The organism is Salinisphaera sp. PC39, assembly GCF_040361335.1.
Lineage (GTDB): Bacteria > Pseudomonadota > Gammaproteobacteria > Nevskiales > Salinisphaeraceae > APNM01.
Genome location: NZ_APNM01000001.1, coordinates 383,621 through 397,727, shown reverse-complemented (window position 1 = coordinate 397,727; position 14,107 = coordinate 383,621). Strand labels below are relative to the sequence as shown.

The 14,107-nt window shown below is 68.6% G+C and carries 11 protein-coding genes; 7 read left to right on the top strand and 4 right to left on the bottom strand.

The genetic code is table 11. The features are described 5' to 3' along the window. Positions 1-14 precede the first annotated feature (14 nt). Both PC39_RS01855 and PC39_RS01850 read left to right on the top strand, forming a co-directional pair. A complete protein-coding gene (locus PC39_RS01855) occupies positions 15-1,373 on the top strand; it encodes a sigma 54-interacting transcriptional regulator (protein ID WP_353251657.1) in 1,359 nt (452 codons plus the stop codon). A gap of 651 nt (positions 1,374-2,024) precedes the next feature. After that, positions 2,025-2,582 carry an outer membrane beta-barrel protein gene (locus PC39_RS01850; RefSeq protein ID WP_353251656.1) on the top strand — a complete coding sequence of 186 codons (558 nt, stop codon included), beginning with the start codon at positions 2,025-2,027 and terminating at the stop codon, positions 2,580-2,582. 118 nt (positions 2,583-2,700) lie between these two features. Here PC39_RS01850 and mpl read toward each other — a convergent pair whose 3' ends face one another. Both mpl and PC39_RS01840 read right to left on the bottom strand, forming a co-directional pair. Then, the gene (mpl, locus tag PC39_RS01845; RefSeq protein WP_353251655.1) at positions 2,701-4,041 is read right to left on the bottom strand and encodes a UDP-N-acetylmuramate:L-alanyl-gamma-D-glutamyl-meso-diaminopimelate ligase; all 1,341 of its coding nucleotides are present in this window, start codon (positions 4,039-4,041) and stop codon (positions 2,701-2,703) included. Further along, entirely contained in the window at positions 4,041-4,586 is a 546-nt protein-coding gene (locus PC39_RS01840; RefSeq protein WP_353251654.1) for a hypothetical protein, read from the bottom strand. The genes mpl and PC39_RS01840 overlap by 1 nt, the downstream gene beginning before the upstream one ends. Before the next feature lie 27 nt (positions 4,587-4,613). On the opposite strand from PC39_RS01840, the gene rnd reads away from it, so the two are divergent. Then, positions 4,614-5,783, top strand: coding sequence for a ribonuclease D (rnd, locus tag PC39_RS01835; RefSeq protein WP_353251653.1), 1,170 nt, complete (start codon positions 4,614-4,616; stop codon positions 5,781-5,783). A gap of 718 nt (positions 5,784-6,501) precedes the next feature. On the opposite strand, the gene PC39_RS01830 is transcribed toward rnd, so the two are convergent. Next, positions 6,502-7,053 carry an adenylate kinase gene (locus PC39_RS01830; RefSeq protein ID WP_353251652.1) on the bottom strand — a complete coding sequence of 184 codons (552 nt, stop codon included), beginning with the start codon at positions 7,051-7,053 and terminating at the stop codon, positions 6,502-6,504. 324 nt (positions 7,054-7,377) lie between these two features. Here PC39_RS01830 and PC39_RS01825 point away from each other — a divergent pair, with 324 nt between their 5' ends. From PC39_RS01825 to PC39_RS01815, 3 genes are all read left to right on the top strand, one after another. Continuing rightward, a complete protein-coding gene (locus PC39_RS01825; RefSeq protein ID WP_353251651.1) occupies positions 7,378-8,640 on the top strand; it encodes a 6-phosphofructokinase in 1,263 nt (420 codons plus the stop codon). A gap of 83 nt (positions 8,641-8,723) precedes the next feature. Continuing rightward, positions 8,724-9,257, top strand: a complete 534-nt coding sequence (gene ppa / locus PC39_RS01820; RefSeq protein ID WP_353251650.1) for an inorganic diphosphatase — start codon at positions 8,724-8,726, stop codon at positions 9,255-9,257. Positions 9,258-9,519: 262 nt separating this feature from the next. Further along, positions 9,520-10,821 (top strand): DEAD/DEAH box helicase, encoded by a 1,302-nt coding sequence (locus PC39_RS01815; protein WP_353251649.1) that lies wholly within the window; start codon positions 9,520-9,522, stop codon positions 10,819-10,821. Between the two features lie 21 nt (positions 10,822-10,842). Here the strand turns inward: PC39_RS01815 and PC39_RS01810 are convergent, their stop codons facing one another. Continuing rightward, positions 10,843-11,940: a hemolysin family protein gene (locus tag PC39_RS01810; protein WP_353251648.1), complete on the bottom strand. Its 1,098-nt coding sequence runs from the start codon at positions 11,938-11,940 to the stop codon at positions 10,843-10,845. A 101-nt stretch (positions 11,941-12,041) separates the two neighbouring features. Here PC39_RS01810 and PC39_RS01805 point away from each other — a divergent pair, with 101 nt between their 5' ends. Continuing rightward, on the top strand, positions 12,042-13,928 hold the full coding sequence (locus PC39_RS01805; protein WP_353251647.1) for an ATP-binding cassette domain-containing protein: 1,887 nt from the start codon (positions 12,042-12,044) through the stop codon (positions 13,926-13,928). Positions 13,929-14,107 lie beyond the last annotated feature (179 nt).

The window sequence follows — 14,107 nt, the reverse complement described above, 5'->3', positions numbered from 1 at the left end:
GGGGGACGGTCCCGATGGCAAGGAAAGGCCATATCCTGTTGGTCGACGACGATCCCAGCCTGCAGCGCCTGCTGTCGCTGCGGCTGGAATCCGAGGGGTACACGGTCGCCTGCGCCGACTCGGGTCACGCCGCCCTGACCGAGCTCGCGCGCTTCCCCGCCGACGTCGTGATCACCGACCTGCGCATGGAGGGCATGGACGGACTGCAACTGCTGTCCGAACTGGTCGCGCGACGGCCCACGCTGCCCGTGATCGTACTCACCGCCCACGGCACCATCCCGGACGCGGTCAGCGCGACCCAGAGCGGGGCCCTGGACTTCCTGACCAAGCCGGTCGACAAGGAGGCGCTACTGCGTCTGCTCGACAAGGCCCTGGGCGACGGCGGGCGAGCGGCGGACGGCGGCGACGACTGGGCGCCGCGCATCGTCACCCGATCGCCGCGCATGCACGCCCTGCTGGAGGAGGCACGCCTGGTGGCCGCGGCCGACGCCGCGGTCCTGATCAACGGTGAATCCGGCACGGGCAAGGAAGTCCTGGCCCGCAGCCTGCACGAGGCCAGCCCGCGCGCGGACGGTCCCTTCGTGGCGATCAATTGCGGTGCGCTGCCGGAAGCGCTGCTGGAGAGTGAGTTGTTCGGGCACGTCAAGGGGGCCTTCACGGACGCCAAGACCTCGCAGCCCGGCCTCTTCCGCGCCGCCGACGGGGGCACCCTGTTCCTGGACGAGATCGGCGACATGCCGCTGCCGCTGCAGATCAAGCTGCTGCGGGTGCTGCAGGAACGCGAGGTGCGTCCGGTGGGGGGCCGGGAATCCGTGGCCGTCGATGTCCGGGTGATCTCGGCCACGCACCGCGATCTCGGCCGTTCGATCGAGGCCGGCGAATTCCGGGAAGACCTCTATTACCGCCTGAACGTGGTATCGCTCACCCTGCCGCCGCTGACCGAGCGGCGCGAGGACATTCCGCTGTTGGCCAACCATTTCCTGCGCCAGATCGCCGCACGCAACGATCAGCCGGTGAAGGTCTATGCCCCGGACGCGATGGCCCTGCTGGCCGGCGCCGAGTGGCCGGGCAATATCCGCCAGCTCGCCAATGTGGTGGAGCAGAACGTCGCTCTGAGCCGCGCCCGGGTGATCCCCGCCGAGCAGGTACGCAAGGCACTCGGCCCCCAGGCCGGCGGGGACGCGGAACTGCGGGGGCTACCCCCGCTCAAGGAAGCGCAGGACGCCTTCACGCGCGACTACCTCGTGCAACTGCTCACGATCACGGAAGGCAACGTCAGCCGCAGCGCCCGGCTTGCCCGGCGCAACCGCACCGAGTTCTACAAGCTCCTGGACCGGCACTCGATCCAGCCCTCGGCTTTCAAATCCGACTGACTGTCGCCTATCGGCGACAGCTTTTACCTTTTCATATCAATAAGTTGAAATTCGACACGTGAATAGTGTCGCCGCCGGGCGACAGTCACCACCGCAACCGGCTCGTGCCTCACGGCCGGATATCCCCTAGCCGCCGGAACCGCGTCCCATCGCATTCCCGGCGGACCGGCCGTCCCCCCGGCCGGTCCCGATGGGCCGGCCCTCGTGCCGACCGACCCCGGCACCGCGGCCGCTGACGGGCCTTGCTGTCGGGTTCCGACGACGCTTTGCCGGCCGCTGTGGCCCCGATCACCGATCACGGCCGACGACACCGCCCCAATAAAAATATAACTCACTGTAAATAAAGCACTAATTATTCTTGGCACGGGGGTTGCTCCCTGTGCATGGCAAACGGACGAAGCGATCGGAGTACGACGCGAGTCAAGCAAGGAGTTCGACGAGTTTTCGCCTGGCCGGGCCGGCATCTCCCGGTCCCCCCTCGTGCCTCGGCGTGTCCCGGCCCGGCCAGTGCGAAACCTTCCGCTCCGACAGAGTTCGACGAGTTTTCGCCTGGTCGGGCCGGCATTTCCCGGTCCCCCCTCGTGCCTCGGCGTGTCCCGGCCCGACCAGTGCGAAACCTTTCATCCGCCGACAAGCAAGAAGGAGCAACACATGCAGATACGGATTCCCGGCTATCTGGCATTGCTCGCGCTCGCCCCCGCCCTGGGCGTATCGGCGCCGGCCGTGGCCCAGACCTCCGGGCTGGAGCCGCACGGGTACCTGGGCGGCGGCATCGGTTACTACCGCGTCGAGGATGAGGAGTTCCCGGACGACGACGACGATTTCAAGGACGAGCGCGAGGCCTACCGCGGGTTCATCGGCGCGATGCTCAACCGCTACGTCGGTCTGGAGATCGGGTACACCGATTTCGCCGAGGCCGAGGACGGCGGCTACGAAGCGGACGCCGACGGTTTCACCGCCGCGGTCCTGGCGCAGGTCCCCGTGAACGAGGCGTTCTCGGTGTACGGCAAGGGCGGCATGCTCGCCTGGGACCTCGACGTCAGCGGGCCGCTGGTTTCCGGCAGCGACGACGGTGAGGATCCGTTCTACGGGGTCGGCACCCGCATCGGACTCGGCGGCGCCTTCGGGCTGCGCCTGGAGTACGAGCGCTTCGAGCTGGACGACACCGACGTCGACCTGGCCTCGGCGAATCTCGAATTCCGTTTCTGAGCGGTTTCAGGCAAGCGTCCGACCCCCGAGCGAGTCCCCGCCGGACCGAGACCCGGCACACAACTCCCTCCCCCATCCTCCGCTTATTGGACGGCCACGGTTTCCCTGGCCGTCTTTTTTATGCGCGGCGCGCCAGCATCGCCAGGAGCTTGTCGTGGATACCGCCGAAGCCGCCGTTGCTCATGACCAGTATCCGGTCGCCGGGCCGGGCCGCCGCGACCGCGGCCTCGGCCGCGGCATCGACATCGGCCACCACACGCGCACGATCGCCCAGCGGCGCCAGCGCGCCGGCCACGTCCCAGGCGATATCCGGCGCCCGGTGCACCACGCTGAAATCGGCGTCGGCCAGGCTCGCCGCCAGCCGGTCGCGATGCACACCCATGCGCATGGTGTTGGAACGCAGGTCCAGTACCGCGATCAACCGTCCCGCCCCCACGGCACCGGCCAGGGTGGTCTCGATGGCGGTGGGATGGTGGGCGAAATCGTCATAGACCGCGACGCCGCCGGCCTCGCCGCGCAGCTCCATGCGACGCTTGACGCCGGGGAAACCCGCCAACGACGCGATCGCGCGTTCCGGCGCGACGCCCACATGGCGCGCGGCCGCGATCGCGGCGAGGGCGTTGCTGCGGTTGTGCCGGCCCGGCAGCGGGCACTCGGCGTGTCCGAGCCCCTGCCCCGCGTACGCGACGGTGAAACCCGACGCCCCCGGCTCGGCCGTCCAGCCGTCAGCGGTGTCGAATCGCTCGACCTCGCTCCAGCAGCCGCGCGCCAGCACGTCCGACAGGGCGGCGTCGGCGCCGTTGACGATAATCCGTCCCTGTCCGGGCACCGTCCGCACCAGATGATGGAATTGGCGCTTTATCGCCTCCAGATTGTCGAAGATATCCGCGTGATCGAACTCGAGATTGTTCAGCACAAGGGTCCGCGGCCGGTAGTGGACGAACTTGGAGCGCTTGTCGAAGAAGGCGGTGTCGTACTCGTCCGCCTCGACCACGAAGAAATCGGATTCGCCCAGACGGGCCGAGAGCCCGAAGCCGCCCGGGATACCGCCGATCAGGAACCCGGGGCTCAGGCCGGCATCCTCCAGCAACCAGGCGAGCATGCTGGCGGTCGTGGTCTTGCCGTGGGTACCGGCCACCGCGAGCACCCAGCGCCCGGCGAGCACGTTCTCCGCCAGCCATTGCGGCCCCGAGATGTACGGCAGGCCGGCATCGAGCACATGCTCCACCGCGGGATTGCCGCGCGACAGGGCGTTGCCGATCACGACCACGTCCGGCGCCGGATCGAGATGCTCGGGACGGTATCCCTCCAGGACCTCGATACCGGCCTCGTCGAGCTGGGTGCTCATGGGCGGATACAGGCCCTGATCGGACCCGGTCACGCGGTGCCCTGCGGCGCGCGCCAGCAGGGCGACACCCGCCATGAAGGTGCCGCCGACGCCGAGGATATGCAGATGCATCAGCCGGCGACGCCGAGCAGCGAGAAGGCCAGGAACAACACGATCTCGAAACCGACGGCGGTCGCCACGCCCAGCCACAGGTTCACGCCCAGGGCGTGACGATAGATATGCCCGTAGGCCACCAGCCCCCAGATGCCGATCACGAGATAGGCCAGGATCACCATGCCCGGCGGTTGCGGTACGGCCTCGGGATCACCGGCTTCGGCCAGCGCTTCCAGGAAGGGCGCCAGCGCCGCCGTGGGACCGAGCATCAACAGCGTGAGCACGGCGCCCACGACGAGCAGGCCGGTCAGGGTTTGCACGAAGCGCTCCGGCACGCCCCGCCAGCGCAGGACCGAGTGCACGAACAGCGCCAGCAGCAGCACCGCCGTCACCGTCTGGGCGATCGCGGGCAGCGCCGAGGCCACCATCCGCACCTGGACGAACGTCAGGCTACAATAGAGGATGCCCACGCCGCCGAGCAGGCCCCAGTCGCTGGGCAGGTCCTGCGGACCGCGGCGCAGCAGCAGCAAATCCACGGTGACGCGCAACAGTTGGGACAGCATGACCATTCACTTTCGGAACGAGCGGGCATGATACCGGACACGTCGGAATCCGTCGCCGTGATCGCGGACGTCGAGGCCCTGCGCGATCTCGTGCAGCGCCTGCGCAAGTCGGCGTGGGTCGCGGTGGACACCGAGTTCATGCGCGAGCGGACCTACTACCCCAAACTCTGTCTGGTCCAACTCGCCACCGACACCGAACTGGCCTGCGTGGACCCCCTGGCGCTCGCGGACCTGTCGCCCCTGACCGAGCTGTGGACCGACGCATCCGTCACCAAGGTCTTCCACGCCGCCGGCCAGGACATGGAAGTCCTGCTGCAGACCGCCGGCGAGCTGCCGCGACCGGTGTTCGACACCCAGATCGCCGCCACCCTGCTGGGCTATCCCGACCAGATCGGCTACGCCCGCCTGGTGGCCGATCGCCTGGGCGTGACCCTGGACAAGAGCCATACCCGCAGCGACTGGTCGCGACGGCCGCTGTCCACCGAGGAACTGGACTACGCCGCCGACGACGTGCGCTACCTCGCCCGGCTGTTCCCGGACATGGAGGCCGAACTGGAGCGGCGCGGCCGGCGCGACTGGCTGGACCCCGAGTTCGAGACCCTGCTGGACGCGAACCGTTACCGTCCCGACCCGGCCGCCGCCTGGCGCCGGGTACGCGGCGGCCAGCGCCTGCGGCCGGGACAGCGGCGGGCACTGGCCCGGCTCGCGGAATGGCGCGAGCATGCCGCCATGACCGGCGACCGGCCACGCGGCTGGATCCTCAAGGACGAGGTACTGCTGACGCTGGCCCAGAAGCGCCCGGGCGACGAGACCGAACTGGGCAAGATCCGGAACCTGCCGGAGAACGTCCGCCGCAAGCACGGCAAGACCCTGGTCGAGCTGATCGCGGCCGCCGCCGAGGGCCCGGCGCCCCCGGGCGTGGAGGAGCCGGCGCCGGCACCGCTGCCGCCGGAACGCCAGCCGCTGGTGGACCTGGCGATGGCGGGCCTGCGCGAACGGTCGGCGGCCACCGGCATCGCCGCCGGCACCCTCGCCAACCGCAAGGACCTGGAACGGCTGGTGGCGGGCGAACGGGACCTGCCGCTGCTCAAGGGCTGGCGGCGCGAGGCCGCCGGTCAGGCGCTGCTGGACCTGCTGGAAGGCAAGACCGCGCTGCGCGGCGCGGAGACGGGCGTGGACTGGATCGAACCCGACTGACGCCGGCGCCCGTTCAGGAATCCACGGATTGCACGGATGACGCGGATTTCAGGGCAGGAAACAATCCGCGGATGTACGCCGATGGACGCAGACAAAAACCGGTTCGGTCGGGATTGTCGACAGACTGATCGCGACCTGACTTAACTCCGTGCAATCCGTGTAATCGGTGGATTCGCGAATTATCCGCAAGCTGCCGTTTCCAATCGGCGTCCATCTGCGTTTATCCGCGGATGCATGTCTTCGGGAATCGTTCTCCGCAGCCGGCAGGCGGACAAGGCCCGGCGGAGCCGTTTGCGGCGAGGCGCACTGATCTATAATCCACGGATTACGCGGATTCAAGGCAGGAAATAATCCGCAGATGAACGCCGATTGACGCAGATACAGCCAGTCAAAAATCCAGAGTGATCGACGCTGCCGGCAGACTGATCGCAAGCCGACCTTGAATCCGGAAAGTCCGTGAAATATTTGGATTCAATAACTTACCAGAACGAAAGTGTTTTTATCTGCGTCCATCTGCGTTTATCTGCAGACAACCTCTTCAGGAATCGTTCTCCGCAACCAGCAGACGGCAAAGAGTCCGGCGGGCCCAGTTGTGACCCCTTCTTCAAATCCGCGAAATCCGTGTAATCGGTGGATTCACGATTTATCCGCGAGCCGGCGTTTTTTTTATCTGCGTCCATCAGCGTCCATCGGCGGATGAACTGCTTCAGGAAGCTTTCTACGCGGGCAGGGCGTCCTTGATGCGGGCGTAGATTTCGTCGACGGTGCCCATGCCGTCCACCGCGGTGAACTTGCCCTGTTGCCGGTAGTATTCGATCAGCGGCTGGGTCTGGTTCTGGAACACCTGGAGGCGGTTGCGGATGGTGTCCTCGTTGTCGTCGGCGCGGCCGCGATCGAGCAGGCGCTGAACGATCTCTTCGTTGTCCACCTCGAGATGGATCACGGCCTGGATCGGACGGCCCATGTCCGCCAGCAGCTCGTCCAGGGCCTCGGCCTGGGTCAGGCTGCGCGGGAAACCGTCCAGGATGAAACCGTTGCCGGTGTCCGGCTCGTTGAGGCGCTCCCGGATCATGCCGATCACGACGTCGTCGGAAACCAGCTCGCCGGCGTCCATGGCCGCCTTGGCGCGCTTGCCCAGCTCGGTGCCGTCGGCCACCGCCTGGCGGAGCAGGTCGCCGGTGGAAATCTGCGGGACACCGAACTCGGCGACCAGCTTCTCGCTCTGCGTTCCCTTGCCGGTGCCGGGCGCACCGAACAGCACGATCCTCATGTCGAACTCCCCCGAAGGAATCGATAAGGCCGGTAAAACAGGCCAGTTGGGATGCGCCGGCCCGCGTCGGGACGGGACGGGGCTGGCGCCGGAAAGAGCCGAAACCCTACCCGCGCGTGCGGGGCAAGTCAATTTTCCGCGGCCCCGTATTGCCGGTATCATTCACGCGTTTGCCGGCCCCTGAACGCGCTTCGGGAGCGCGGCACGCGCCGGCCGGACCGGGTCCGGCCCGTCTTGCCGATCCGCGGGATATCGCCCCGATGCGAGCGGATCGACAGGGCGCCTCGCGAGTAATCCGCATCAGTCCAGGGGAGTTATCGGAGCATGGCAGCCAAGAATGCCTTTTACGCGCAAAGCGGCGGGGTCACCGCGGTCATCAACGCCAGCGCCGCCGGCGTGATCGAGGCCGCCCGCGAGCATCCCGAGACCATCGGCAAGGTCTACGCCGGTCGCGACGGCATCATCGGCGCCCTCACCGAGGACCTCATCGACACCAGCGCGGAGAGCCCCGGCGCGATCGCCGCGCTCAGGCACACGCCCGCCGGCGCCTTCGGCTCGGCGCGCTACAAGCTGAAGGGCCTGGAGGAGAACCGCGCCCAGTACGAGCGTCTGATCGAAGTTTTCAAGGCGCATGACATCGGCTATTTCTTCTACAACGGCGGCGGCGACTCGGCCGATACCTGTCTCAAGGTGAGCCGGCTGTCCGCGGAGATGGGTTATCCGGTGCAGGCGATCCACATCCCCAAGACCATGGACAACGACCTGCCGCACACCGATTGCTGTCCCGGTTTCGGTTCCGTCGCCAAGTACACCGCGGTATCCATCCGCGAGGCCGGGTTCGATCTCGCGAGCATGAGCAAGACCTCCACCAAGGTCTTCATCCTCGAGGTCATGGGCCGGCACGCCGGCTGGACCGCGGCCGCCGGCGGCCTCGCCGCCGAGGGCGAGGGGGGCGACCCCCACATCGTCCTGTTCCCGGAGATTGCCTACGACGAACCGGCGTTCCTGGCCAAGGTCGACAACTGCGTCGAGCGCTTCGGCTACTGCACCATCGTCGCCTCGGAGGGGCTGCGCACCCAGGACGGCCGCTTCCTTTCGGAGGCCGGCACCACCGACGCCTTCGGCCACTCCCAGCTCGGCGGCGTCGCCCCGCTGCTGGCCGATCGCATCAAGAGCGAGCTCGGCCACAAGTACCACTACGCCATCGCCGACTACCTGATGCGGGCGGCGCGGCACATCGCCTCCGCCACCGACCTGGAGCAGTCCTATGCCGTCGGCCGCGCGGCGGTGGAATACGCCGCGGCGGGCAAATCCGGCGTGATGGTGACCATCGACCGGGTCAGCGACGAGCCCTACGAGTGGACCCTGGGCGAGGCCCCGCTGGACGAGATCGCCAACGTGGAACGCAAGGTGCCGCGCGAGTTCATCACCGACGACGGCTTCCACATCACCGAGGCCTGCCGCCGCCACCTGGCGCCCCTGATCATGGGCGAGGACTACCCGCCGTACGTCGGCGGCCTGCCCCAGTACGTGCGCCTCAAGAACGTGGCGGTGCCCAAGAAGACCGGGCGCGATTTCGAGATTTGAGCCGGGCCGCCACGGGCAACGGCCCGCCTGCGGTATAATCGCGCGCCCCGAGAGTCCGAACCATCTTCCAGAAGGGGAATTTCATGGGTTACGAAGCGTTGAGCGCGGGCAAGAACCCGCCCGACGAGATCAATGTCGTCATCGAGATCGTCGCCGGCAGCAATGCCGTCAAGTACGAAGTCGACAAGGACAGCGGTTGCCTGATGGTGGACCGGTTCATGAACGTGGCCATGCACTACCCGGCCAACTACGGCTTCGTGCCCCGGACCCTGTACGACGACGGCGACCCCGTCGACGTCCTGGTGCCGACCCCGTACCCGATCGTGCCGGGCTCGGTCATCAAGTGCCGCCCGGTCGCGGTGCTCGGTACCGAGGACGAATCCGGCCTGGACGCCAAGGTCATCGCCGTGCCCACCGACAAGGTGGCCACCGACTATTACAAGGACGTGCAGGACCTGGACGACCTCGACGAGCGTTTCCGCAACAAGATCCAGCACTTCTTCGAGCACTACAAGGATCTCGAGAAGGGCAAGTGGGTCAAGATCACCGGCTGGGAAGGCGTGGCCAAGGCCAAGGCCGAGATCACCAAGTCGATCGAGGCCTACGCGAAGGGCTGACGCCAAGCATCGCCCGGAACCGAGAGGCCCCGGCAATGCCGGGGCCTTTTTTCGTGACGCGGACTGTATCGCTTCCCGCGGTTACCGCGTATACTCGGTCCCGCCGGTTGTGGCGCCCGCCGGTCTGGCGCCCGAAGCATCCCCGGACGGCTTCACGCATCCCGCCGCGTCGGACACGACGCGCACGATCCCCGTTATTTACCCCGCGGTCTGGACCGGACGGCGCACAACATGCGACGCAGGCCCACACCGGAGTCATTCCTTGACAGCATTTTCCGAACTCGGTCTCATCGAGACCCTTCAGACGGCCGTCGCCCGCGAGGGCTACACCGCCACCACGCCCATCCAGGCCCGCGCAATACCCGCCGTGCTCGACGGTCGCGACGTGCTCGCCGCGGCCCAGACCGGCACGGGCAAGACCGCCGCGTTTGCGCTGCCGCTGCTACAGCACCTGGCACAAACGCCGGGCCGCGGCCCGCGCCGGCCGCGCGCCCTCGTGCTCACGCCCACCCGCGAACTGGCGGCGCAGGTGGCCGAGAGCGCCCGCACCTATGGCCGCGACCTGCCGATCCGCACCGCGGTGATCTTCGGCGGCGTCGGTTTCGGTCCGCAGATCGACGCATTCCGGCGCGGCGTCGACCTGGTGGTCGCCACGCCCGGCCGCCTGCTCGATCTGGTGCAGCAGGACGCCGCCGACCTGTCGGGCATCGAATGCCTGGTTCTCGACGAGGCCGACCGCATGCTGGACATGGGCTTCATCCGCGACATCCGCCGCCTGATCGAGCGCCTGCCGGCCAAACGCCAGAACCTGCTGTTCTCCGCGACCTTCTCGGACGACATCCGCCGGCTCGCCGGCAGTCTCCTGCACAACCCGGTGTCGATCGACGTCGCGCCCCGTAACGCCCCGGCCGAGCTCGTGGACCAGCGGATCGTGCACACGCCCAAGAAGGAAAAGCGGGCCCTGCTTTCTTGGCTCATCGGCAGCAACAACTGGCGCCAGGTGCTGGTCTTCACCCGCACCAAGCACGGCGCCAACCGCCTGTGCCAGCAGCTCGAGACCGACGGCCTGACCGCCGCCGCCCTGCACGGCAACAAGAGTCAGGGCGCGCGCACCAAGGCGCTGGACGGTTTCAAGAGCGGGTCGGTACGGGTCCTCGTGGCCACCGACATCGCCGCGCGCGGCATCGACATCGACGCCCTACCCCACGTCATCAACTACGAGCTGCCGAACGTACCGGAGGACTACGTCCACCGCATCGGCCGCACCGGCCGGGCCGGCAGCGAGGGCCAGGCACTGTCGCTGGTGGACGCCGAGGAACGCGCCTACCTGAAGGGCATCCAGCGGCTGCTGGGCCGGAGCATCCCTGAGATGGCGGTGGACGGCTTCGAGATGCCGGCGCACGCGGCCACGCCCGAGGACGACCGCCCGCCGCGCGGCGCCCGCAACGGCCGGCCCGGCGGCCGGCGGCCGACGCAGGCCGCGGGTGAACGCGGCGACCGACGTCCCGCGGGCAAACGGCGCCGCGGCGGACAGCGATCGGGCCGCCGCCGGCCGTCGGCCTGAGACGGCGGGACCGGGACGGCCTCAGCCGTCCCGGTCCCCGCTGCCGGGCACATCCAGGCGGTCGATCTCGCTGTCGGGATCGACCACGCCCATGCGCTTGGCGCGCTGCAGCCACTGCCGCCGCGCCAGCTCGCGCATGTCCCGGGTGCGGTCGGTTTCGTCCACGATCTCCAGGCCGAGCAGGGTCTCGACCACATCCTCCAGCGTGACCAGACCGACGAGACCGCCATACTCGTCGACCACCACCGCCAGGTGCTCGCGCCGCTCCAGCAGCTTGCGGAACAGCTCGCGCAGGGAGAGCGTCGCCGGCACCCGCAACACCTCGCGACGCAAGTCGCGCAGCAGACGGTCGTGCTCGTCGGCGGCGACCGCCATCAGGATGTCGCTGAGCAAAACGTAACCGGTGATCGTCTCGGGATCGTCGCGGTAGACCGGCAGCCGCGAGAAGCGGCGGCGCTGTAGACGCGCGAAGGCCTCGGCCACGGTATCCGCCTCGTCGAAGCTCGCCATCACCACCCGCGGCGTCAGGACGTCGCGCGTCATCAGGGAGCCGAAACGCATCAGGCTCTGGAACACGCGCGATTCGTCGGCCCGGAACACGCCCTCGCGGGCGCCGTGCTCCGCCATGGCGTAGATCTCCTCGCGGCTGAACGCCGGGCCGGCCGCGTCCCGCGCCATCAGGCGGGTGATCGCCATCGACATCAGCACCAGCGGGTACAGGGCGACGATCATGAAGCGCAGGATCACCGCCGCAAGCGGCGCCAGGCGCCGCCAGTGGGTCGCTCCCAGCGTCTTGGGGATGATCTCGGAGAACACCAGGATCAGGAACGTGAGCACCGCCGAGGTCGCGGTGACGTACTCGTTGCCGAAGACCGCCTGGGCCTGGGCGCCCACGCCGGCCGCGCCCACGGTGTGGGCGATGGTGTTGAGGCTGAGCAGCGCCGACAGCGGCCGGTCGATATCCGCCTTGAGGACGCGCAGCCGCCGGCCGGTGTCGCCGCCGCGCCGCTCCATCAGGGACACGTAGGCGGGCGTCACCGAGAGCAGCACCGCCTCCAGCACCGAGCACAGGAACGACACGAACAGCGCGAGACCCAGATACAGAAACAGCAGCGTCATCCTTCGCCTTCTCCGCACGCCGGCTCGAAGCCGGAACGGCAACGACGATACAGGCCACGGCCCGGCGAAACCACAACGCATGCCGTACACTTGCGCGCGCCATGCTCAGGATCGATCGCGTCACCCTGCGCCGCGGCCCGCAGCCGCTGCTCCACGATGTCTCGCTGACCGTCCATGCCGGCCAGCGGGTCGGCGTCGTCGGCCGCAACGGCACCGGCAAGTCGAGCCTGTTCGCCCTGCTGTTGGGCGAATTGGCGCCGGACGCCGGCGAGGTCGAAGTCCCGGCCGCCCTGACCGTCGCCGCGGTCCGACAAGAGGCGCCGAGCGGCGACCGTCCCGCGGTCGAATACGTGCTCGACGGCGACAGCGAGCTGCGCGAACTGGAGACCGACATCGCCCGCGCCGAGGCCGGCGACGGCGATACCGGGCGCCTGGGCGCCCTGCACGAACGCATGCTCGCCATCGGCGGCTACGCCGCCCGCGCCCGCGCGGCACGGCTGATGCACGGTCTGGGTTTCGCCCCGGCGACCCAGGAACAGCCCATCGACGCCTTCTCCGGCGGCTGGCGCATGCGCCTCAACCTGGCCCGGGCCCTGATGTGCCGCGCCGAGCTGCTCCTGCTGGACGAGCCCACCAACCACCTCGACCTGGACGCGGTGCTGTGGCTGCAGGACTATCTCGCCGCCTACCCCGGCACCCTGATGGTGATCTCGCACGATCGCGACTTCCTGGACGCCGTGGCCACGCATACCCTGCACCTGGAGCGCCGGACCGCCACCCTCTACACGGGCGGCTACTCCGCCTTCGAGAAGCTGCGCGCGGAGCGCGCCGCGCACCAGCAGGCCGAGCACGAGGCGCAGCAGAAGCGGCTCGCGGAGATGCAGGCCTTCGTCGACCGTTTCCGCGCCAAGGCCACCAAGGCCCGGCAGGCCCAGAGCCGACTCAAGCAGATGGAGCGCATGACCCGGACGGCGCCGGCGCACTGGGACGCCCCCTTCTCGTTCCGTTTCCTGTCGCCCGAGCGGCTGCCGACCTGGCTGCTGCGGCTGGACGGCGCCGCCGTGGGCCATGGCGACACCCCCCTGGTCTCGGGCATCAAGCTGACACTGGCCCCGGGCGACCGCATCGCCCTGCTCGGCCGCAACGGCGCCGGCAAGTCCACCGTCATGCGCCTGCTGGCGGGGGAACTGCCCGCCCTGGACGGCGACATGCAGCGGGACCGCTATCTCAAGGTCGGCTACTTCGCCCAGCACCAACTCGAGCAGCTCGACGCGGCCGCCAGCCCGTTGACCCACCTCCAGCGCCTGGACCCGCGGGCGTCCGAGCAGTCCCTGCGCGACTTCCTCGGCGGCTTCGACTTCCACGGCGACCGCGCCCTGGAACCGGTGGCGCCCCTGTCGGGCGGCGAAAAGGCACGCCTGGCCCTGGCGCTGGTGGTCTACCGGCGGCCCAACCTGCTGCTGCTGGACGAGCCCACCAACCATCTCGACCTGGACATGCGCCACGCCCTGGAGCGGGCGCTCCAGGACTACGAGGGCGCCATGGTCCTGGTGGCCCACGACCGGCACCTGATCGACGCCACCTGCGACGACCTCTGGCGTATCGCGGACGGCCGCTGCAAACCGTTCGACGGCGACCTCGACGACTATGCCGCCTGGTTGCGCGCCCAGCAGGCCAACGTCGAGGGCGAACCCGATACGGCGACCGCGGGCGCGCGCCCCTCGGCCCGCGACCAACGGCGCGAGGCCGCCGAGCGGCGGCAGCGCCAGAAACCGCTCCGCGACGAGATCAAGCGACTGGAGAAGGAACTCGCCGCGCTGGAGCGCAAGCTGACCGAGGTGGAAACCGCCCTCGCCGACCCGGCGGTCTACGAACGCGCCGACGACCGCGTCGCCGAACTGTCGCGCGAGCAGGGTGCGCTGCGTAAGCGTCTGGACGCCACCGAGGAAGCCTGGCTGGAGGCCGCGGAGCGCCTCGAAACGGACTGAGGCACATGGCTTTCATCACGGGCCTCTGCGTCGAGGCACGGCGACATCCGTACCGTCGTATTATGCGTAAGGGCGGAACGAATCCAGCGGACTAAAGAAATACCCCGGGCGATCGATAACAAGATTGACCGGGGCGACCCCGTGTCGGATATCGTGATGCCCCCTATGTTTCACTGACC

Excerpts from the sequence above, each read along its gene's own strand:
- mpl (WP_353251655.1), bottom strand. The coding sequence starts at position 4,041 with ATGCATCTGCATATCCTCGGCGTCGGCGGCACCTTCATGGCGGGTGTC.
- PC39_RS01810 (WP_353251648.1), bottom strand. The coding sequence starts at position 11,940 with ATGACGCTGCTGTTTCTGTATCTGGGTCTCGCGCTGTTCGTGTCGTTC.
- PC39_RS01840 (WP_353251654.1), bottom strand. The coding sequence starts at position 4,586 with ATGCTGTCCCAACTGTTGCGCGTCACCGTGGATTTGCTGCTGCTGCGC.
- ppa (WP_353251650.1), top strand. The coding sequence starts at position 8,724 with ATGGGTTACGAAGCGTTGAGCGCGGGCAAGAACCCGCCCGACGAGATC.
- rnd (WP_353251653.1), top strand. The coding sequence starts at position 4,614 with ATGATACCGGACACGTCGGAATCCGTCGCCGTGATCGCGGACGTCGAG.
- PC39_RS01850 (WP_353251656.1), top strand. The coding sequence starts at position 2,025 with ATGCAGATACGGATTCCCGGCTATCTGGCATTGCTCGCGCTCGCCCCC.
- PC39_RS01825 (WP_353251651.1), top strand. The coding sequence starts at position 7,378 with ATGGCAGCCAAGAATGCCTTTTACGCGCAAAGCGGCGGGGTCACCGCG.
- PC39_RS01830 (WP_353251652.1), bottom strand. The coding sequence starts at position 7,053 with ATGAGGATCGTGCTGTTCGGTGCGCCCGGCACCGGCAAGGGAACGCAG.
- PC39_RS01855 (WP_353251657.1), top strand. The coding sequence starts at position 15 with ATGGCAAGGAAAGGCCATATCCTGTTGGTCGACGACGATCCCAGCCTG.
- PC39_RS01805 (WP_353251647.1), top strand. The coding sequence starts at position 12,042 with ATGCTCAGGATCGATCGCGTCACCCTGCGCCGCGGCCCGCAGCCGCTG.